This is a genomic window from Flavobacterium sp. HSC-61S13 (genome assembly GCF_024171535.1).
Lineage (GTDB): Bacteria > Bacteroidota > Bacteroidia > Flavobacteriales > Flavobacteriaceae > Flavobacterium.
Genome location: NZ_JALJZV010000001.1, coordinates 141,023 through 162,895, shown reverse-complemented (window position 1 = coordinate 162,895; position 21,873 = coordinate 141,023). Strand labels below are relative to the sequence as shown.

The window sequence follows — 21,873 nt, the reverse complement described above, 5'->3', positions numbered from 1 at the left end:
TGGCTCTTGAATAAAAACCTATGTGGAAGCCAATGGAAATGACTTTGTGTAAATGGTCTATGTGATTACAAAACCTGCACCCTTGCAGGTACCTACTTATCTCTTGTGTAAATAAGTGGCTAAGGAAGCCACGGAAAGAGTATTGAAGAAAATATTGAAATAGGCTGTGAGAGGCATTTTCTTCAATATTCTTGATTAAAGCATCCAATCAAAGCTCTTTTATGAGCCTTGGAATTTGCAGAGGAAAAATAAATGTGCTTTGAGGATGAAAAAATATGGGCATAAAAAAACCGAGGATTATTCACCTCGGCTATCTATATAGTGTTATATGCAATTATTTGGTAACATTGAAAAGTTTAGCCATATAAGCTACGGTAAATTCGAAAACCTGCTGTTTTGAGTATTTAATTAAGTTATTGTCATCACCATTAATAAGGCTCTGAATATACCTTTCTTTTTGAAGCACCGGAGCGTCGACACCAAATAGCTTTCTCCAGAACATATCGAACATGTCTCGGTAGTATTGTATTGTTTTCTTAACCTTTTCATTTACGATCACCGTATTGAGAAAAGCCTTTCTTTCTGCATTATTAAATATTTTGAAATCAAAAGATTTTTCATTGATATTTATAGCAGTGACAAAGGTTTCTTGTACATTTAGTCCATGGAAAGGTAGAAATTTTATTGCGTCTTCATTCTCGTAAATCTGTATAACAAAATCATTCATGAAGACAATAAAAGGGTTTCTATCATCAGTAAATCCAATGTAGTTTTCTGTATATATCGCGTTTCCTCCAAGAGTTTGGAGATATGTTACTGAAAGGGGGATGGATGTATCACCGTTTTTTTGTAGGATACTGTGACGTAACTTCTCCGTAAACTCAGGTGAAAACGCCAAAATATCTTCACAGACTGCACTTCGGTACAACTGTATGTGAAAGAAATTGCGAATTGTAACCACATCGGCTTCGCTCACTATTTCGAGACCTGAAAGATCTGCCTGTCGGAAGCGTGGCAATATGTTTTGAATAAACGGTGTTTCAATATCGGTAAACAGGTTTTCGCAATCACTACAAAATACGTAATCAACTGAAAACGGAATGGATTTCGCATTTTCAATTTCTTCCTCCGTTGGTTTTCTTCCAATTGTAGTTTCAAGGGTCAGTTCATCAAGACGTTGGAAATTAAAGTCTATAAATGGATTGGTATTATCCAGAGCAAAATATAATCCTTTCTCGCGTTCATTACTACCTTCTAAGTTAAGACAGGTACGGATAATTGCATCAGTAAGATAGTGAGTATTCTTTTTGTTTGCTTCGCGTTCAAGACACAATTTACATAAAGACATAGTTTTATTGTTTAAAGAATTGTTGTAAGTAAATTTAGAAAAAAGAATTAAACTACCCAGCTTCTCGAAACAAACAAAGCAGGACATCATCCTGCTTTGTTTAGTAAGTAATAATTCTAAACGTGAACCTCTTTCTCCATTTCTGTAAATGCTGCTTCCATTCCAGCAAATTTATGAGACACCAAATCCATATCCTTACTTATTTTTTGGCTAGTAATTTTGGCGTAGATCTGTGTCGTTGAAATGTTTTTATGTCCCATCATTTTGCTAAGGCTTTCCAATGGAACACCCTCTGTTAAAAACATTGTCCCAAAGGTGTGCCTTGCCGTGTGAAAGGTTACTTTTTGTTCGGTAACAATTTCTAATTCCTTGATAAGTTTGTCTATGTGACTATTGCAAATACTGTTTGTGGGAACGGGAAAAATAAAATCATTTCGGGTGGTACCTTTGTATTTTTCAATAATTCGCTTGGGTATTTCCATAAGTCTTACATTAGACGCAACATCAGATTTTTGTCTTCGGCTTATAATCCAATCGTGACCATCAAAAAAGGATTGGATGTTAGTCCTTTTAAGTTGTTTAATATCTATATAAGATAACCCCGTAAAGCAGCTGAATACAAAAAGATCCTTTACAAGTTCATACTTTTGTTGTGAAGGATTGTGTAATAAAAAGGATTCAACGTGTTCTTTAAGTAAATAGCTACGGTCATTTTCCTTCATCGAGATTTCATAATCTTCAAAGGGGTTTTTCCTGATAAGACTACTTTTGACAGCTATTTCCGCAACACGATAAAGTGGCATCGTATATACCCAAACAGTATTGTGTGAGCATTCTTTGTCTATTCTAAGGAAGAAATCAAATTCTCTGATAAAATCACAAGTCAATTCCCGAAAAGCCATATCATCGCGATGGTATCTGCTTTTTATAAATTCTTCAACGTGATTATAGACAATTTTGTATTTGTAGTATGTACTGTTGGCTCGTTCTCCTTTTGCCACCATTTTTCCAAAGTCCTCATTGTTCTTTTTAAATACTTTCAGCAAGGAATCTTCCATAACACCAATACCGAGAAATTCAAGCTTTAGCTTTTGTGCTGTCACAAACCCCTCGTGTTTTAGCATATCTTCATAAATAGTGTCGATACGTCCCCGTATATTATCCAATTTTTGATTAATACTCAATGCTTTGGCACTCTTGCCTTCAACTCTTCCATGCTTTAAATCCCAATTATTCGGGTTGATTTCTAACTTTGTTCCTAAAGTTTTAGCTGTTCCATCAATGGTAATGCGTGCCATAACAGGGGCGTTACCGTTCTTTTTTGGCTCATTCTTTTTCAGGTAGAAAAGTAGTTTGAACGTGGATTTTTTTGTCTGCTCCATAACTCAAATGTTTAATGTTAAAATTAAATTATATTGAGTTACAAGGGAATATGAAAAAGAACGCAAAACACTGAAATATAAATAGTTAGTTTTTTGATTACCTTTATCAATCGGTAACGAATTAGTAACCTAACTTTGTGCTTTCACGACTAAAACCTATCAGACACTGAGTTCCAAACTAAGACTACTGTTTCATAAAGCATTGTATATAAACGGTTTTAACCGTTTTGCTTACTTTTGCTTTTTATTAATCTTTTTGGACAAAAAAAGTGACAAACGTATTATAAAAATCGACCCAGCCGAATTGATTTACATAGAAGGAATGCGCAATTATATTTGCCTTTATACTGAAGTAGAAAAAATAGTGGTGCACGGTACACTCCTTACAATTGAAGAAAACTTAAAACACTTAAATTATATTTGCAGGGTACATAAATCTTATTTTATTAACTTCAATAAAATTAAATATGTAGAACAGCATATGATTATATTGACAAATAAAAAAAGTATTCCAATTGGCCTAAGTTACCGAGACCAAATCTATGAGAAAATTAGAATAATGTAAAGAGGATAATAATCCTAATTCAGTATATTCAACTATAAATTTATCAAAAAAAACATAGTATTAGTTACCTTTATGTAGAAGTTATAATAAAAAGTGAATCTAAACAAAAACCATCAATATTAAAACACCATATCGCCTACAGATCTTTATTTTATTTAATACTTCGCCGTTGAAATTGAGATGGTGTCATACCTACATGTTTTTTAAAGTGTATATTAAATGATGATTTTGATACAAAACCACATTGGCGACATAAAGCCTCAATTTTTAATTTTTCTTTATTCTCTCTAAGTAATTTTTTGGCTACCTCAATACGTTTTTCTGCCAACAAATTATAAAAATTATTATCCATTTCATGATTTATCGTTTTTGAGACACGATTCTTTGGTAATTTTAAATCTGTAACGAAATTATCAAAAGAAAAACCAGTATCTAAAAAAGACATGTTCTTTTGAAAATACAATTCGATTTGAGTTCTAATTTCGCTTGGAATTTCGCTTGGAATTTCGCTTGGAATTTCGCTTGGAATTTCGCTTGGAATTTCGCTTGGAATTTCGCTTGGAATTTCACTCAATACTTCTGACAAAGCTCCATCAACTACTGCTTTACTTTTTATATGAAAAAAAATAAATAATCCAACGGAAATAACAATAATTGATATATAAATGTAGCCCGGTAAGTTTATAAAATTAATTTATAGCACAAACTTACAAATAAGTAACACAGAGCTAAAAATTGCTAAAATTAATAGAAATATCTGTATCCTTTTTTTACTTTTTAAGGCTTTTTCATATATGGATGATAAATACTCCATAGGCAATAGAATTAAATGCAAAAATAATATTATAAAACACTTTTCACAAATAACAACCCTAAATAAATGATTTAATTCTAAAATTAAGACATTACACTGAATTATATTAATATATAATTATTTTAATTTTCAAAATATTTATTTAAAAAGCAAATTTTTCAACTTCACAAAACTTGTACTGAATTACCTCATTTAAAACATATTTATGCATTCGTATTGTTCCTTTAGTAAAAATAAGATATCCATTTTCCATAGCATGGAATGACCAAAATCATTATTGCGGGAAGTGTCCAAAATCTCGAAATACTTTAAACTTTAAAATACTTACACAGTATTCCTCCTAAAAATGTTATTACGAGCATCATTATTATAACACCTACTTTGTTTTTGATTTGTAACACTAAATTTTAATTAAACGGTTTGAAATACCTGTTTTTTTTAATCGCAATAAGGTCCTAACATCCGTAAATATGATTAACGATAAAACTAACCGAATGACCGTTTTCCAATATAATATAATGATCTTGTAGTTTAGTATCTCGGCAAGAAAAATGCTCCCTTCTAAATGGAAAAGAAGGAAGCATTTGATTATTTATTTATAAACTCTAAAATAATTTCTTTACTCTTAAAATATCGGAACTTTTAACTTTCAAAACTTGGTTTCGAACACCGTTTTTTTCTTGGATTTCAATCAAAAGTATTTGCTTATTTGATAGTGTAAACTGATCTAGCATAAATACATTATCTTGACTCATCTGACTTTCAATCTTTGTGAAGTCTTTATGGCTTGTTATAGGTGAGATTTCGGTTTCTTGAATGGTTGTACGTTTGGAAGTTCTTCTGTCTTTAATTTTAAAAGTTATATCATCAACTTCATAGGGTAAATTACTATTATTTTTCAAGGATAAATGAATGTATAATTTACCATCCTTAGTAGATATACTCTTCAATAGAGTTTTTATTTTATAACTCTTATGTGAAATATTTAAATCCTTCTTGTCATTTTTAATAATTGCGCTCATATTAAGGTGGGTGAGACTTGAGCTACTACCTCCTAAATCATTTAAAAAAACTTCGCTTTTCGTTTTTTCGTTATGATTCTCAACCTTTGTTAAATCATAACTTAAAGAGGCCGGTTCTTTCTTATAATCTGCATTGAAATTATAATACTGCCCGTTTGTTGTAATTACGGTAAAGTTTGTTGACTTAATATCTTGTTGAACTGTCTTTACCCGTAGAACATTACGCGCGTATTCTACCTTACTTGCCATGATTTCGTTACTACCTAAATCAACGTATACTATACTACTAGGAAATAAAATATGAGTGGTTTTATTTTGAGTTAACTCAATTTTATACGGTAATACCTCAGCATTTATTAAGTTGTTTTGAGCATTTAGTGACTGTATTGTTAGTAAAAACACAGTTATAAATTTTACTATGATCTTCATGATATTTGATATTTATAAGTTGTTTTTTATTCTTTAGGCATAAGGAAAAGTTCTTGTCCTTGCTTAAGAGTTACTCTTTGGGCCTTTACTTTCTTGGAGAAGTATCCAGAAACTCCTCCAATGAGTCCCTTAGATAAGTCTGCTGCAATTTGATCCGATGCCGTTTTAGTCATGGATATACTTGTTCCTGCTGTTTGCCCCATGTTGGCAATAATCTCTTTGGTAGCATTTATCTCCTGAAGATCCAAAACCTCAAGACCATGCTGACCATAATTATCATAGCCTACAAGATTGGTTTCTATAATGCTCTGAGCTATCTTAATGGAGCTAACGTGGAAATCTAGCCTTCCACTTGCGACTCTAACCTTAGCGATAAGAGTGCTCGATTTAGGTAATAACAATCCGTTGACAGTAATACTTTCTAAAAGTTTTAATTTAATAAAACCTTCGTTTATAATAATCTGATCTTCTTTGATAGCAACTCTTATACTGTTATCTCCTATTTGTTTATTAGTTCGCCCTTCAGGGGTATAAAAAGTTGATTGAATCATTTCACTATCGGCAACATAATGTTTGATCACAGTAGGCCGCGATAGTGATGAAACAACATTTTTATTAGTCGACTGAACCTTGGTTATGGTTTGTTTTTTAGAAGAAAGTATTTTTGAGTTTTCTATATCAGGCATTTCCGTTTGATTTGGAAACGTATTATTAGGCAAGTATTTAGCTGCCATCTGAAAAGACTTTTCCATAAGCTCTAATTGATTATCTATAGTTATGGGTACTTGCGTGTCTTTATCTGATAACTCTAGTTTTAAATCCTCTATTTGTTTTTTTAATTCTTCTGTTTCTTTAGTATCCCTATTTTGGTAAAAACTATTTATCTGCTCTTGATTTTGCCGGTAGTTTTGATACGCGCTATGGTAAGGTTTATAAACTGAAGACTCCTGAGAATAATTTGAATTTTCAATTGTTTGATTTGAATCTTCGTTTTCATCCCAATAATCTGCTAAAGAGCGCGCCTGCTTATCGTCTTGCTCTTTCTTTTGCTCCCAAAGCTCTTGCTCATATGCCTTTACTTTATCACTAGGCAAGGCACTTGTTATAGCCTCTGGAACCAAATCATTATTTATTATTAGCTCATCCTCTATCGGTTTAAATATCAGATACAATACTCCAAGAAATACAACTCCCATTAAAGTAAACACAGCTTGCTTTTTATATTTATTTAATATTTTATTACCTGTAGTATGTGTTGTACTTCCTTTTTCTATCTGATTTTTGTAAGTTGATTGGTCATTTTTCATAATCTTGATTTAAATAGTTCGAAATCAGTTTATCTTTCTCCTTGTCTAGTAAATAGTTAATAGGCTTCAATCTCGTTTGATAAGTACTTTTTGTAATAAAAGAATTGTTACCATCAAAGGATACTTTTAAAACAAACAGACTCATTAGAACGTAAAGAGTAAATACGGCTAGTAACAAAACCCGTTGTTTTAATAAAGAAAGGCTACTCCAATAATTATGGAGTTTACTTGAATAGCTATGCCTAAGAAGTTTTAATCTTTTCATTTGATATACTTTTAACGTTTAACAACCTCTAAATCTTTGTTTTCTAAAACAATAAACTTCTCCATAACAAATCCTTGGGGATTATTATCTGACCTCACAGCATTTATAAGTTGGCTGTTTGTTATAAGAGATCTCTTTGTGATACTACTTGCTCTTATGATATATTGAGCTGCATAGGTAGTTGCCTTATAAGGGTAAGTATTAAAGTCGATTTTTATGCTATCCACCTCAACCCTTTGCTGAATATTACCGGAGATTATACGGCTGTAAAAGCCCTTTTCAAGTAAATCTTTATAGTAATCAAAGGCGCTTTTATCAGACAGATTAAAAGCTCTCTGCATATTACTCTCTATGGCAGATTTATCTGGTGAGAGTGTGAAAAATAGCTCGTGGAAACGTCTTATATGCTCTTTAGCCTCTACTGGTCTATTAATACTTGCATCTTGAGAAAGCGCAACCATTAGTGATTTACCTTTATCAAGGACATAAATCTTTTGTCTTTGAATACTTGCAAAATCATAGCTTTTATAAATAGAAAAGCCTACAATTATTAAGCACAAGCCTGCAAATAAAATGGCATAAAGTCTTATTTGTTTAAAGCTATTTTCTATATTTCTAAGTGATTTAAATTCCATAATTTTAATTGATTTGCTTATTTGATAAGTTGTCCTGCCATGTTTCCAACTGTAGCTCCGGATCCGGCTGTAGCAACATTTCCTGCCTTCATCACGGTTTGATTAATATTACGCATAAAGTTCCCTGCCCCTGCTGCCTGAATAATCCATCCAGTTACCGTTGGAATAGTAAAATATCCCACAATACCAATAATCATAAAAATCACATAAACTGTACTAGAAGTATCCGGTATAAAATCTGGATCAGTAAGTAGTAACATATCTCTCTCGATGATTAATGACTGAATCTTAGCAAGCATAGTACTAAATAAGTCTGCTACTGGAAGCCATAAATACACACTTATATACCGAGTGAACCATTGGGAAAGTGTAGACTCAAAACCACTCCATATTGATATGGCAAAAGCAAGCGGCCCCAATATGGAAAGGACAATTAAAAAGAAGGTTCGTATAGTATCTATAACAAGCGCTGCGGCTTGGAAAAGCATTTCTAAGAACTCTCTAAATCCATCTCGTATACTTTTTTGCAACTCATAAAGACCTTTTTCTATATACATACCGCTGATACTAGCCAAATCAGTAGCTGACCAACCAAGTTCATCAAGCTTTTTATCAAAAATTTCATCTGACACTAAATAAGCCGTCTCGGGATTACGTAGCATAGCTTGCTTTTCTAAAACATCTTTTTGCTCTTGTAATGCTTTTAAATCGACAACTTGATGTTCCAATATCTGATGTGTTCCCTTAACAACAGGACTTAACACTGCGTTTATGGTTCCCAATACAATACTTGGAAAAAACATAATACAAAGTCCAATGGCAAAGGGTCTAAGCATTGGATACACATCAATAGGTTCTGCTCTTGCTAAGGCTTGCCACACTTGTAAAGCAATATAAAAAAGTGCTCCCAAGCCAGCTACTCCTTTGGCAATCGATGCCATATCCGAAGATAAAGGCAACATCTCATAATAAAGGTTTTGTAAGACCTCATGTAAGTTACTCTGTTCCATCACTACCAATATTTTTGATTAGAACTACCATATAAATCAAGAACTCTTTTGGTGTTGTTTTTTTTCTTAGCTCTTAAAATACTTACTGTGATATTCTTTTTTGTATAATAGCTCACAAGGCTATGGTAGTCCTTGATATCATTATAAACTTTGTCAATTATATCCATACGCTCTTTGTCATTTAAAGACAAACTAGTTGCCGTTACAATCTGCTTTAGTTCTTTTAAAAGCTGTGTGCTTTCATTTAAAAGTATAGAATAGCCGTTGGATATGGCTACTAATTCCGCAGATGAGAAGTTTGGATCATGCAGCATCTTACCGAAGTTCTTGACATATATCTCTGATACATCTCCAACCAAAAGCACAGTCTGTTGCACCTTGCGAGCATCTTTAACAAGGTTATTTACGGCTTGAAGTTTATCGTAATACTCTTTCCCCTGTTTATAGACCTTTTCGACTTCCTTGAAGTTCTTAATGACATTATTTACTGTTGCTGATGTTTGTATAATCTCATTGGCACTGTTTAATATGCCTGAGGCTAGATTTGTTGGATCCGTTACCACCCATTGTGCGCTCAGTTTTATTGGTAGCATAAATAGAAGAACTAAGGCAGCTACCCCAAATAATTTTTTCATAATTGAAATATTTAAATTGGTTAATTGTTTTTTATCCGTGTTTTTCATCTTACTTTTTTTTTGAAAGATATTTGATTGCCCGTTCAACATCCCCATCAAAATCTTTTGCTAGGCTTAGCACTTCGAGTTTCTCTGTCTCTTCCGTAGTGTAGGCTAAGTACTCACAGTAACTTACCTCTGTCCCATATACTCCCGAGTGTGTACCGCCAAGACCTATCCATACTTCTTTATAAAGCCTATTAGGATTATTATTAAGATTAATAGATAAGATTTGAGACTTCTCTTTGTCGGTAAGCCCTAGCATGGCCTGTATATCATCGAATTTATTCATGTATTTACGCTGGTCAAGGAGTATCTTACAATCGGAATTATTGATAATACTTTCTTTAACAATTGCTGATTGAATAATATCATCAACCTCTTGTGTGACCACTATAGCCTCACCGAAGAACTTTCGAACGGTTTTAAATAGATATTTTAAATAATCCGCCATTCCTTCTTTTGCGATGGCCTTCCACGCCTCTTCAATCAAAATGAGTTTTCGTTGTCCTTTAAGTCTTCTCATCTTATTTATAAATACTTCCATGATAATGATCGTAACAATAGGAAAAAGTATTTTGTGGTCTTTAATGGCATCAATTTCAAAGACGATAAAACGTTTGTTTAGAAGATCAAGTTCGCTTTCTGAATTTAGTAAATAATCGTATTCTCCACCTTGATAGTAAGGCTCAAGTACATTTAAGAAATTAGCTATATCAAAATCTTTTTCTCTAACCTTTTTAAGCTCTAATTCATTTTGATAATCGGTTTTGATATACTCATAAAAACTATTAAAACTAGGATAGATACTTTTGTTTTTTAGTTTTTCAATATAGCCGCTAACACCATTGGAAAGTGCGACTTCCTCCGCTCGCGAGGGCGGCTGATCATCACGCTTCCAAAGCGTTAGTATAAGGGTTTTAATACTTTCTCTTTTTTCAATATCAAAAACACCATCATCGGTATAAAAAGGATTAAAAGCAATGGGGTTTTCTTCTGTATAAGTAAAATAAACCCCGTCTTCGCCCTTTGTTTTTCCTTTAATCAACTCACAAAGCCCTTGATATGAATTGCCGGTATCTACCAACAGTACATGGGCATCCTGTTCATAATACTGCCTGACCATATGATTGGTAAAAAAAGACTTACCACTTCCAGATGGTCCCAATATAAACTTGTTACGATTGGTGATAATTCCTTTTTTCATTGGAAGATCTGATATATCAAGATGTATGGGTTTTCCTGTTAACCGGTCCGCCATCTTGATTCCAAATGGAGATAACGAGTTTTGGTAATTAGTTTCACCTGAGAAAAAGCAAAGCGCTGGTTCAATAAATGTGTAAAAACTTTCTTCGCTCGGGAAATCACCACTATTACCTGGTATTGCCGCCCAGTAAAGCGTTGGAGCATCAACGGTATTATGCCTTGGCTTACAATCCATGGAAGATAGTGCGCTTCCACAGTCATTTTTAATCTGTTTTAGTTCATTACTATTCTCTGACCAAGCCATTACATTAAAATGTGCTCGCATTGAGGTGAATCCTTTACTATGAGCTGTATTTAAATACTCTTCAATCCATTGTTTGTTTATTTGATTGGCTCTACTATATCTAGCAAGTGAATGCATGTTTTTAGCTGACTTTTCGAATTTTCGCAAATTCTCTGCACTATCTTCTAAAAACAAGTATTGATTATAAATATGATTGCAGTTTAATAGAAGTCCGACCGGCGAGGCAAAAGAAAGTGTGCAGCTACTTTTATCCGTTGATAGCTTTTCATAGGTGCTAGCCAATGAAACTTCACTAGGAAGATCGTTAACGCTTGATAAAGTATGTACTGAAATTTCACTGTCTCCTACTCTTACGCAATCGGAATCAAAAGCAATATCCTCCATACTTTCGATTCCTTGAGTATTTAAAGTCAGATACTTTTCTAAGAGTCCAATTTGCTCTTCACTACCAGTGATATCGCGTTCAACTAATCTAGTTAAGCTTACAAGTCCACTGTCGTTTACAATTTTCTCAAACTGATTAGTGGCTTCTATAAAATTTTGAATTACCTCCGTGTCTCTAATTTCTTTTGGTATTAACTCACCTTTGGTAAGGGATGAGAAATTACTTTGACTCTGGATTCTTTGTTTGGTAGTTTTTGTGATAAAGAGATAACACTCATGATTTAAAAATGGGCGCTCATTAAAGTGCTTTTCAAAACTTCTACTTAGAAAACTTTGTTGACCATTTTCAAAATCAGCCGCATAATTCTCTTTTATAAACCAATCTTGCTTATGGACTATGGTAAACTCAGGAAGCGTCTTTACTGCCTTGTACCAAGTATTATGAATTGCCTCATACTCCTTATCTGACACCGTAAATATCTCCGGTAAATTTACTTTGTAACATACCGTTACATCCGCTTGCTTAGAGACAATACAATTATGCTCTACAGCCAATATTGGAAACATACTCTCAAGGGTATTTGCTTTAGCTGAATTTCTCATACATCTTTAGTTTTAAATTACTATTGAAATACAATCTGATGTCCTTTCTGGAAATGATGTATTTTGGGAAATATTTTCTAGCTTGTAATTTCATAAGGCCATAGGGACCATATTTTTTATTCAGTGTAAACACCTTGTAAATAAGATATCCAGAGAAAAACAACCCTAAAGAAAGACAAACATAGCTAGTCACTCCTGTCATATATAAAACCATTACAACAATAAGAATAGCCAAAAGACCTGCTGCAAAATAAAACAGGTACTGTGCTTGAAGTCCCTTAAACTCAACATTGCTTCCAATTCCTTTATTAATACGATACTTTTTCATCCTAGATACTTTAAAGGAAAAAAGATCTTAGAATCGTAGCTGCTACAATTAGAAAAATACAAGCTCCAAACCAACTAGCTGCTGTCTTACTGGTGTCGGGATCTCCACTTGAAAATTTATTATAAACCTTCACTCCTCCTATAAGACCAACCACTGCCCCGATAGCATAAATTAGTTTAGTAGCAGGATCAAAGTACGAGGTGACCATTTGGGTTGCCTCGGTAATACCAGCAGTCCCATTACCTTGGGCTAGGACAGTAAGACTTGCTAGCACGGTGAAGAGAAAAAAACTTCCTTTTAGAATTGTTTTTGTTGTCATAAATAAGATATTTTAAGGTTACGTATCATGCTCTTTGCTTAATACTGGGGTAAATATCTTTTGAAAACTGTATGTAAATTAATTATGGTAGTTTGTGGAGTTAGTTGGCATATAGAGAGTATATTATTGGAAGTAGATAACGATTATGTAGTAATACAAAAAGCGTTAAGTAGCATTACTAAACGCTTTTTTGTTTGAAACGAAGGTTTTTTATGTTAAATCAATAGTATACTCTAACTTATATACTTGTTAGAAACAATTCTCTATCTAAACAAAATCAGTAATATCGAATTCTTTACTATTTTTAGAGTCTTCTACTCTTGAAATTTGTATTTCTGATTTTTGGTCAAGTAGTTTAGAAATGACCCCTGAGGCTCCTTTCATAGAACTTTCTAATAATTCTATTAAGTAAGTGCCTTCTAGTTTCTTAGCGGTATTTAAAGTTATCTCGTCTATCGAATCTTTTTCAATAGCCTTTACAAAGGCATTAATCTCATCATAATTAACTTTTTGATTAAATTCATCATCGTCAGGTCTTACTGTACTACTCCAAAGATTTTCTTCCTTTTCGAAATCAAGTTCATATTCTTTTATAGTTGTTGTTTCATTTATAAGGAATTGGTTTAAACCTACTGGTTTACTTGGTCCCATGATATTTGATTTATTCTGTTTTTTGAAAATGGGCGCTTCTGCATTTTGTGTGCCTACCCCCATAGACATTTTATCAGATAATAAAAGAATTATAATGATTATCAAACAAATTACAATTACTGTTTCCATAGCTACAAGATTGGTTTAAAACGCATATTAAAATACTCGGTAATTTCTTGACTATACTCTTTTAAGTGTTGTTTTAAAATATTGTCTAGATAAGAATAAAGAGTCGTCTTTTCTTCTTTAGCTAATTGAGTAATGCGAATTAACACCTCATGATAGTCAGGACGTATATAAACTACTTTTGATGCTCCTGAAGAAGGTAAAGAATTTAACAGGAAAAGTTCTTGGTAGTTAATGGTTGAAATGGTGTTGTTTTTCTTTTTGTTTTTAGACTGAGCTTGTAGTTTTTCATTCGATGTTTCAATCTTCTTAATAGATGTCGTTTTTGCATCGCCACTCATAACATTCATTAGATAGTCCTCATCCAATGAAGCCTTATTTAAATCCGGAGCAATTTTGTTTGGGTCTTTCATAATTAAGAAAGTTTAAGTTTAGTGATGGTTAAAAACTCTTGGACAAAATCAGTAAGATTACTTACTTTCAAAAGTCGTGGATTTGCAGCAAGCAAACTTGATCTAAACACATATTTACTTGCAGTTTCTGTTTCTTTTCTAAATCGCTTACTATCCTTAATCCGGGATTGCATTAAGGGAAATTCTAACTCTTTAATAATCCTATGATAGCTATCGTAAAGCTCGGTTTTTTCTCTACCATCTACTTGGTTCCAGAATAGCCAAAGCTCTTGTTTAGAAGAATTGTTTGAATCCTTAGGCAGTCCCATAAATGCTTTAGTAAAACTAAGGGTACTCTCCACCACAAGCCGATCTGCTATTAAGGGGCTGAAGATAAAATCCATACTATTTAAAGTCGATAACACTCCTTTGGTATTAACTGTACCAGGTAAATCGAAAAAAACCACATTAATTTTATAATCTAAATCATTCATTAAAGCAGTTGCCTTTTCCAAAGCTTCTTCCGCTTTGCATTTGATTATCAAATAGGCCTTCTTTTTTAAGGTTTGAAACTGTTTAATCGCTAATTGTTTAAAAATTTCATTTTGCATAATGTTTTCTTTATCACGTTCTCTCATATTAGCCAAACTATGCTGGGGGAAATCACAGTCCATAACAAGAACATTATAACCAAAGCTATAATGTAATAAACTAGCAAGTAAAGTGGTCATGGTAGATTTACCTACTCCACCCTTTTGGGTATAAAAGCTAATATTTAAAGGTTGTTTTACTGTTTCCATAGTATACAGATTTAAAGGTTTACATGATGCGGAATGGATAGTGGTAAATTTTACAGTTTTTAAAAATTCGTTTACAGTTTTAGCTATGGTTTTGCTAGTATTTTATAAGTTATATTTATTTAAAAACTAGCTTATTTAAAAATACTCAACTTTAAAAATGCTTTTAAATATTTACAGTTTTAAATTTTTGTTGTTTTTGTTGTTTGAAACTAAGCGTTTTTAAACCTGTTATACCTTATTACTTTAAAGTCAATTGTAAAACTTACTTTACTACCTTAATACAAAGAAAGTATATGCCATGTTTTAAAATTTTGATAGAGCGTTTCAGGAAGTTATTGGCTTTAAATGTTGATGTGCCAATCATTTATTATTGTAAAATTACTTTAGGTTGTATGGATTAAAACTATGGAATATGCTAATCGAAAGATTAGAGCAATTTAGATTATAAGGCACTTGAAATTAACTTCGCACGTACAAAGCTACTTACTCTTACACAGGGAAAGAAAACACACTCCAAAGTTGTTGTTGTTTTTACAAATGGTTTATAATTTTAAATCAAGATAGATTTATGCTATGACTAAAAAAATATGGGAAATCTAATGGAAAATTTATGGCTTGTAAAAAAACTTACACTTGTATAGAAAATTAGCTATATATTTAAATAATTTGATATAATATAATGATATGGAAATAATTATAGGAATAGCAGCTGGTATTCTCACCTCCATATCTATGTTGCCTCAACTTGTTAAGGTAATAAGAGAGAAAGATGTTGAGAATCTATCTGGCGTGATGATATCAGTATTACTTATTGGCGTAATTCTTTGGGTTGCTTATGGAATCATAAAAAATGAATGCCAATTATTATACCCAACGTTTTTTCGGTTTTAGTAAACAGTTTACTATTGATTTATTTTTTTAAGTTTAAAAAAATTGACCATAAAACTACCTAGTAAGTTTTATTTCTCAAATATTATAATTAAATTTAAAATGAATATTTAAAAATTAGGACTATGAGAAAATATTTTATTAGCTGTTTGATATTGTCATCATTTCTTTTTACAAGCTGTAGTGCTGTAGAAACCATTTTTAAAGCTGGTATGTGGTGGGCATTTATTTTAGTATTTATAGTCGTTGGACTAATTATTTGGATCCTTTCTAAAATGTTCAATAAAAAATAATTTTACTATTTACAATTTATAGAAGCAGTTAAAAGAAAAGCCCTAAGCTTCCTCTTTACTGCTTCTTCAATTTTACTATCAAATGTAGAATCTTTTATTTTACACCACACCATAATTAAAAATGTAAGAAGAATACGTTTTAAGAACTCTAGCCTAAACAATAAATTTTATGACCGTAGTGAGTAGGCTTTCAATGATTCTTTTGGAAATTCTTTTTGTATCCTACCAAAATGCTGGCAATTATTCCCAACAATAATTTATTTCTATAGATTACAGGTTTGTTCTAGTCTGAAATCTAATCCAGAATTAAAATCTTAATCTTTAGCAAATAAAGGTACTTACCGCCAACTTTTTCATTTATCTAATGATTTTCTATATTGACTCAGATTGCAGGAGTTATTTGGCGGCGAATGTCTTATAAATTTGTGATTTAATTTATTTTACTTTGAAAATAAAGGAATTAAAGCAGGCATTAACTACCTATTTTATTCAAATTATTTCATGAAAAAATAATTACTATGATACAAAAAGACACTTGCAGCATTCGTTTTTCAAAAGTGATAAATGAAAAATTAGATAAACTTGCTTTAAGCTTTAAACGGAGTAAAAAAGAACTTTTTAATCAAATGGTTGATTATTTTTATCGATGTAAAAAAGACCCATCAGATGTTGGGGATGAAATTTTAAAAAAAGATTTATCCGCGGGTATAAACAGAATACTCTCTTTTATTAAACAACAAGAGAAAGACTTCTTACTTCCGGTGTTAACCGATATGGGTTTTGTCAAAAATGTATCTGGAAATAATAAGAAATTACTGGAAGCCATAATAACACATTTAATTTCTGAAGCTGATAAATTTTCAACTCTAACAAAGAATAATCAAACTATACTAAACGATGTAAAAGCACTTCTTTCATTACAAAAGAAAAAAGAACAGCTAAAGCAGCAGTTTAGTAACCTATTAGAGTACTACATAAAAGAACGTGAGGAAATGGGCTGGAGCTCTTCAAATACTAAAAAAGAGGAACTAATAAGTTACACTAGAGAATCCTTAAAAAACATATAAGCTTTGTTTATTAATATCACAGATTCAGAAACCGGAAATAACAAATCCAGTTCTGCTAGATTAGTTGAATACTTGGAAAAGGAAAACAAATTAAAAGCGGATAATAAGCAAAAGGAGCTTTGGTTCACTACTGGTAGATTTGATGTTTCTCACCAAGAAGTACGGGTGAAAATTGATGATAACATCGCAAAATTATGTCACAATGATGATAAATTTTTCCTTGTAAATATAAGCCCTAGTGAAAAAGAAATAATCTTTTTAAAAGAAAAATACACTCAAGATTTACTCGAAGAAAAGCTAAAAGAGTACGCCATTTCAGTTATGGATATATATGCTCAAAACTTTAAAAAAGAAAGCGTTAAAACAAGTAGCGATCTACTTTGGTATGGAAAACTCGAACATTTCAGATATTACTCCAATACAGATGAAAAAGTAAAAAATGGAGAAAGTAAAAAAGGTGAGATAAAACAAGGTAAACAAATGCATATCCAATTAATAGTTAGTCGGAAAGATATTACCAACAAAATAAAACTCAGTCCTAAGAATAATTCCAGAGGCAAAAACGCCGAACATTCAGCGAAATTTGGGCAATTTGATAATCTTGCTTTTAAAGAAAATAGCGAAAAAATGTTTGATCAAATGTTTGAATATCAAAGAGAATTAAAAGACACAATCCTGTATTCTCTAACAATGAAAAATGATAAAGTAGATGATAAAAAATCCTTGGAATTATTGAATCAGATTGGAGAAAATTTAAAAGAGTTTGAGTCTGAAAAATATTTTAAAATTCTAGAGAATGCCTCTCTAGAGAATATTCCCCTTTTCAAGGATATTGTAGAGATTTTTAGTTTTGAAAGTTTAGGGATTTTAGATGGACTTTTATCATCGAAACAAGACCGATACGAAGAGAATAAAAACCAAATCTTTAAACGAAAAAGAAAGAGGTTGCTTTGAATCTAGTAACATTTTAAGAAAAACATGTCAACAAATATCCTTGAAACTTTAAGTCAAATCCTTTCCAAAGTATTTTTGAATTGTACAACCTTCGGGGCATTCTGGAATAGCATACAAAATTTATTTTGTATGCAGTTTCAATAAGCATTCCAGAATAGATTTACCTATATATTTCCTTCTCTAAATTTTTAAAAATATAAAAATGCTTTTACATTTTTAAAAATTTACATTTATAGGGATAGAAATAAAAGCTACCGTATGCAAAACACTAAAATTTCAAATTTGTATGACTGTAAGTATACATTTAAAAACATCAACAAATATTTAGGAAACAACTTACCTCCTACCATTTTTAAGAATGATAGATGGTTTTGAAAAAAGCAAGCGGGACTTGGGCAGAGCCCTAGTCGCTTGCCTTTTTACTGACGTTGCAAAGGATTTGAGTATACTAGCGGTATACTTTTAGATAAAAGACTTGATAATTACAAGGTTTTGCACTAGGAAAAGTATACTTTGAAATATACTAATAAAAGTTACCGTGATGATAACAGCAAGTTATGTTTTGAGGCACTCGAAATTAAGATTCGAGCTTTCAAAACGACTTGCTCTTGCAGAGGGCAGGAAAACTACTCCGAAGTCGATAGTTTTTTGTTGAAATAGTAGATAGACTCAAAATATTGAGGGGTTTACGTGATTTTGTAATAATGTTTAGATAAGTTTTAATATGTTTGAGTCCGAATTATAAGATGCTAATTGAATATTTTGGAATACGATAAGTTGTACATACAACAAGTAAGGACATGCTGATTTTATATCGCTATCCTTATTTACACAAGTCAGATGTGAATAAAATTACTTTGTTATATACCAAAATAATCTTTTTAGGCATCTTATTTAAATAAAAAACAAGCAACTTAGCATGCTGATTTTATGAAATACTACTATAAACGTTTTTCACGAAACGGATAGTTATATTTCATGAGATAAGATGTTAGGCGTAATTTTAATAGAATGAGTGTAGACATAGAAAAATATAAACAAGACGCATTAAAAATACTCTCTCCAATTAAACCTGCTGATAACGAAACTAAAGCAGAAAAAGATTTTTTATTTAGTGCCATCAGAAGTGATGCAGGTAGAGAAATTCAGGACTATTACTTAGTATATTTTCTTTTTGTCAAGCTTTTAGGCTTCAAAAATCTCGGTCAATTTGAAAAAATAGCATGGTCAGTTCCTATAGATTATAATGGAAAAGCTTTTCTAATAGAACATAGAAAATTTGGAGTAGGTATTTTTATACAAAATAAAGATGATGAAGAAGAAGCTAAAATAATTACTAAAAAAATAAATGGAGCTATAAAATCTTCAAGGCCGTACTTCAATTATTTAGCAAATGAAGCTGTAAAAAGTTCAAAAATTAATATCGTTAATAACAATGAAGATTTATTTAATCGATATAATTATTTTTTAAAATTGTATAAATCTGAATTTGAAGAAAAAGAAAACAAAAATAAAGAGCAAATAACATTTGAAAATAAATTTGTATTTGGTTCTTCTGACTATATACATTTAAGAAACTCTACAAAGTGGTTAGCAATTTCAGTAATTGAGGCTTTTTTTAGTTGGACTGAACATCTTTTCATACATCTTTCTGTAATAACACAAAAGATTAAAACTGGTGGAGAAGTTTCAAGACTAATTGATGCTGAATGGAAAGATAAGTTTAGGATGGCAATTTCAGATCATACCTTAGAAAAATATTTTAATGATTTATTACTGATCAGAAATCAAGTTAGAAATTTTGTTGCTCACGGAGCTTTCGGTAAAGATGGAAACGCATTTTATTTCCATTCTGGTGCTGGTGCTGTCCCAGTTATTATGGACTTTAATAGAAATAAGAATAGATTTTCATTTAGTGGTAAATTAAGCTTCAATGATGAAGAAGTAATCAACTTAATAGAATTATTTATAAATGATTTATTTACCAGTAATCTTAAACCAGCATTAATTTATACACAAGAAAATAATTTAATAACGATACTTCCACACGCTAGTAACGGTTTTTACGAATCTGCGATGCAAGACGTAGAAACTATGGAGAAATTTTGTCATTATCTACACAATATGTTTGATAATGCAGCAAATATGGATTTTTAAAAAACTACGCCTAACATGGGTTTTGACAAAATGGTTGATTTCTGCTAAGATTGAAACTTAATTTTATAACTCAGAAAAGCCAATTATATTGGCTTTTGTCTTAAATTTAGCAAAAGCTTGGGTACATTAGGTGCAAGTTTCCAAGCAAACCGAAAAATCTATGATAAATATTATCCAAAGACTCGAATTTGAAGATGTGTTTCCTGAAGAAGAAGAAAAAGAAATTCTATTTTACCTAAAAAAGATTTCCAGAGAAACACTTCTAAAAAGTATTGGATTTTTCAATACTAATAACTTACCAAATTTTGATAATTTTTTCTCTAACCAAGAGATTGCAAAAGATATTCACGATAGAGTTGTTGTTTATAGTAAAAAAAATGGCATTAAAAACAAACCAGAAACGGTTTCTAAACATGCAAGTTTAAAACTATCTGAACTAATATTATCGAATAGAAAAGAACTTTTAGAAGACAATGAAAACTCTTCAATAGATGAAGATGAAAAAAATCTATTTAAGGTATTCTTGATTATAAATAGAGAAATCAACAAAAATCAAAATTTGGGAAGTATATCGGATTCTGATTTTGAAAAATTAGTTGATTTGAGTATGATTTTTAGCTTTCCTTTATCAGATTTGGCAATATTTGAAAATGATGATTTATAGTTTTTAAAACTTATCTATACAACAATAGTTAAAGTAGAATATTTATTTGAATTTTTAAGCTCAAAGCCTGAATTTGAAAGTGTAAAAAAACACTTGATTGCATCTTTTAATACCAATAATGAAGAAGATTTTTTCAGAGAAATGAAATATCTTTTTGGTAAATTATTAGAATTAAAAACAAGTAACAATTACATATTTATAGTAGAAGATGCAAATTCAGAAAAGTTTTTGACCTCAATGATATCTGATGATATATTACTTGACGAAGATTTCACATATATCAAAATCCATCCTTTATATAAAATAGAAGACCACACATACTCTATTGTAAATTATTTCTATGTTATAGATAAATTCTACCGTAGTTCAAAATTTCAAATAAAAGAATTTTACGAAGCTTATTCTTCTTTAAAATCCAAATATGGCAACTTCTTTAGTTTTTTTAATAAAGAGTTTTCTGAAAATTTTCTAATGAAAAAAGTCTTGGATGGAATATTCGACAAACCTTATTTTATCAAAAAAACAGAATCGGATAAAGAACTTTCTGGTGAACCTGATTATTACTTAAGACATAATAATAACATATTTGTATTCGAGAATAAAGACGTTTTAATAGCAAAAGATGTAAAAGCATCTGCTGATATTGAAAAAATAAATGAAACTCTAAAAATTAAATTTTTAGGGGACGAAAACCATAAAGTTGGAATAGGGCAATTAATTAATACAATTGAGGAAATTTTAGAAAAGAAATTCCGTTTTGATTCTTATGTTAATTTAAAGAACAATTTAAAGATTTATCCTATCCTATTAGTTCATGATAGAATATTTCAGACTTTGGGAATTAACTACAGATTAAATAGTTGGTATCTGGAAAGTTTAGAAGAAAGACTAAGTCGTAAATTTAATTTATCAAATATAAAGAGTTTAACGATAATAGATATTGATACAATTATCCTTTGGTCACCTTATATAAAAGAAAAGGATAAAAGGTTCAAAGATATTATAGACAGTCATCTAAATAAACTAAACTCAAAGGTTAAGATTAATACATCGAATTATCAATATGGTATGGAAATAGCAAATAAACGATTGACCGACAAAATCACACCTATAGCATACCGCTATATTCCTTATAATTTACCAACGGAATTATTTATTGATAAATTTAGAGATGTTTTAAAAAATGAATAAAAAACTGTGACTAACATAGATTTTGGCAAAATGACTAATTTAGACTAAAATTAAAGTTTTAGTTTTTGCTCAAGGCTACACTAAATTAAAACTTT

At 31.1% G+C, this 21,873-nt stretch carries 21 protein-coding genes; 7 read left to right on the top strand and 14 right to left on the bottom strand.

All coding sequences use genetic code 11. The features are described from left to right. Positions 1 to 334: 334 nt before the first annotated feature. Positions 335 to 1,348, bottom strand: coding sequence for a hypothetical protein (locus L1275_RS00670; protein ID WP_253468690.1), 1,014 nt, complete (start codon positions 1,346 to 1,348; stop codon positions 335 to 337). Positions 1,349 to 1,464: 116 nt separating this feature from the next. Continuing rightward, positions 1,465 to 2,730, bottom strand: a complete 1,266-nt coding sequence (locus tag L1275_RS00665; protein ID WP_253468688.1) for a site-specific integrase — start codon at positions 2,728 to 2,730, stop codon at positions 1,465 to 1,467. Positions 2,731 to 2,932: 202 nt separating this feature from the next. Between L1275_RS00665 and L1275_RS16555 the strand changes: the two genes are divergently transcribed. Further along, the gene (locus tag L1275_RS16555; RefSeq protein ID WP_371923409.1) at positions 2,933 to 3,295 is read left to right on the top strand and encodes a LytR/AlgR family response regulator transcription factor; all 363 of its coding nucleotides are present in this window, start codon (positions 2,933 to 2,935) and stop codon (positions 3,293 to 3,295) included. Positions 3,296 to 3,446: 151 nt separating this feature from the next. Here L1275_RS16555 and L1275_RS00660 read toward each other — a convergent pair whose 3' ends face one another. The 12 genes from L1275_RS00660 to L1275_RS00605 form a co-directional block, all read right to left on the bottom strand. Beyond that, complete coding sequence (locus L1275_RS00660) at positions 3,447 to 3,881, bottom strand: AraC family transcriptional regulator (RefSeq protein ID WP_253468686.1); 435 nt, start codon at positions 3,879 to 3,881, stop codon at positions 3,447 to 3,449. A gap of 833 nt (positions 3,882 to 4,714) precedes the next feature. Continuing rightward, positions 4,715 to 5,560, bottom strand: a complete 846-nt coding sequence (gene traN, locus L1275_RS00655; protein WP_253468684.1) for a conjugative transposon protein TraN — start codon at positions 5,558 to 5,560, stop codon at positions 4,715 to 4,717. A gap of 26 nt (positions 5,561 to 5,586) precedes the next feature. After that, positions 5,587 to 6,867, bottom strand: coding sequence for a conjugative transposon protein TraM (gene traM, locus L1275_RS00650; RefSeq protein ID WP_253468682.1), 1,281 nt, complete (start codon positions 6,865 to 6,867; stop codon positions 5,587 to 5,589). A gap of 276 nt (positions 6,868 to 7,143) precedes the next feature. Then, positions 7,144 to 7,767, bottom strand: a complete 624-nt coding sequence (gene traK / locus L1275_RS00645; RefSeq protein WP_253468680.1) for a conjugative transposon protein TraK — start codon at positions 7,765 to 7,767, stop codon at positions 7,144 to 7,146. 17 nt (positions 7,768 to 7,784) lie between these two features. Continuing rightward, entirely contained in the window at positions 7,785 to 8,777 is a 993-nt protein-coding gene (traJ, locus tag L1275_RS00640) for a conjugative transposon protein TraJ (RefSeq protein ID WP_253468675.1), read from the bottom strand. 2 nt (positions 8,778 to 8,779) lie between these two features. Beyond that, entirely contained in the window at positions 8,780 to 9,412 is a 633-nt protein-coding gene (locus tag L1275_RS00635) for a DUF4141 domain-containing protein (RefSeq protein ID WP_256499768.1), read from the bottom strand. Between the two features lie 49 nt (positions 9,413 to 9,461). Beyond that, positions 9,462 to 11,948, bottom strand: a complete 2,487-nt coding sequence (locus L1275_RS00630; protein WP_253468673.1) for a TraG family conjugative transposon ATPase — start codon at positions 11,946 to 11,948, stop codon at positions 9,462 to 9,464. Continuing rightward, entirely contained in the window at positions 11,932 to 12,276 is a 345-nt protein-coding gene (locus tag L1275_RS00625; protein ID WP_253468671.1) for a DUF4133 domain-containing protein, read from the bottom strand. Before L1275_RS00625 ends, L1275_RS00630 begins: the two co-directional genes overlap by 17 nt. Positions 12,277 to 12,286: 10 nt before the next feature. Beyond that, positions 12,287 to 12,595 (bottom strand): DUF4134 domain-containing protein, encoded by a 309-nt coding sequence (locus L1275_RS00620; protein ID WP_253468669.1) that lies wholly within the window; start codon positions 12,593 to 12,595, stop codon positions 12,287 to 12,289. 267 nt (positions 12,596 to 12,862) lie between these two features. After that, positions 12,863 to 13,375: a hypothetical protein gene (locus tag L1275_RS00615; RefSeq protein ID WP_253468667.1), complete on the bottom strand. Its 513-nt coding sequence runs from the start codon at positions 13,373 to 13,375 to the stop codon at positions 12,863 to 12,865. A 2-nt stretch (positions 13,376 to 13,377) separates the two neighbouring features. Further along, entirely contained in the window at positions 13,378 to 13,785 is a 408-nt protein-coding gene (locus L1275_RS00610; RefSeq protein WP_253468666.1) for a DUF3408 domain-containing protein, read from the bottom strand. Positions 13,786 to 13,787: 2 nt separating this feature from the next. Next, a complete protein-coding gene (locus tag L1275_RS00605; RefSeq protein WP_253468664.1) occupies positions 13,788 to 14,564 on the bottom strand; it encodes a ParA family protein in 777 nt (258 codons plus the stop codon). A 684-nt stretch (positions 14,565 to 15,248) separates the two neighbouring features. Here L1275_RS00605 and L1275_RS00600 point away from each other — a divergent pair. The 6 genes from L1275_RS00600 to L1275_RS00575 all read left to right on the top strand — a co-directional run bounded on the left by L1275_RS00600 (position 15,249) and on the right by L1275_RS00575 (position 21,778). After that, positions 15,249 to 15,455 carry a SemiSWEET family transporter gene (locus L1275_RS00600; RefSeq protein ID WP_253468662.1) on the top strand — a complete coding sequence of 69 codons (207 nt, stop codon included), beginning with the start codon at positions 15,249 to 15,251 and terminating at the stop codon, positions 15,453 to 15,455. A gap of 808 nt (positions 15,456 to 16,263) precedes the next feature. Continuing rightward, complete coding sequence (locus tag L1275_RS00595) at positions 16,264 to 16,812, top strand: BfmA/BtgA family mobilization protein (protein ID WP_253468660.1); 549 nt, start codon at positions 16,264 to 16,266, stop codon at positions 16,810 to 16,812. 3 nt (positions 16,813 to 16,815) lie between these two features. Further along, positions 16,816 to 17,766, top strand: a complete 951-nt coding sequence (locus L1275_RS00590; RefSeq protein WP_253468658.1) for a DUF5712 family protein — start codon at positions 16,816 to 16,818, stop codon at positions 17,764 to 17,766. A 1,011-nt stretch (positions 17,767 to 18,777) separates the two neighbouring features. Then, entirely contained in the window at positions 18,778 to 19,923 is a 1,146-nt protein-coding gene (locus L1275_RS00585) for a hypothetical protein (RefSeq protein ID WP_253468656.1), read from the top strand. Between the two features lie 160 nt (positions 19,924 to 20,083). Further along, complete coding sequence (locus L1275_RS00580; protein ID WP_253468654.1) at positions 20,084 to 20,587, top strand: hypothetical protein; 504 nt, start codon at positions 20,084 to 20,086, stop codon at positions 20,585 to 20,587. Positions 20,588 to 20,680: 93 nt separating this feature from the next. Continuing rightward, positions 20,681 to 21,778, top strand: coding sequence for a hypothetical protein (locus tag L1275_RS00575; RefSeq protein WP_253468652.1), 1,098 nt, complete (start codon positions 20,681 to 20,683; stop codon positions 21,776 to 21,778). The last annotated feature ends 95 nt before the right edge of the window (positions 21,779 to 21,873 follow it).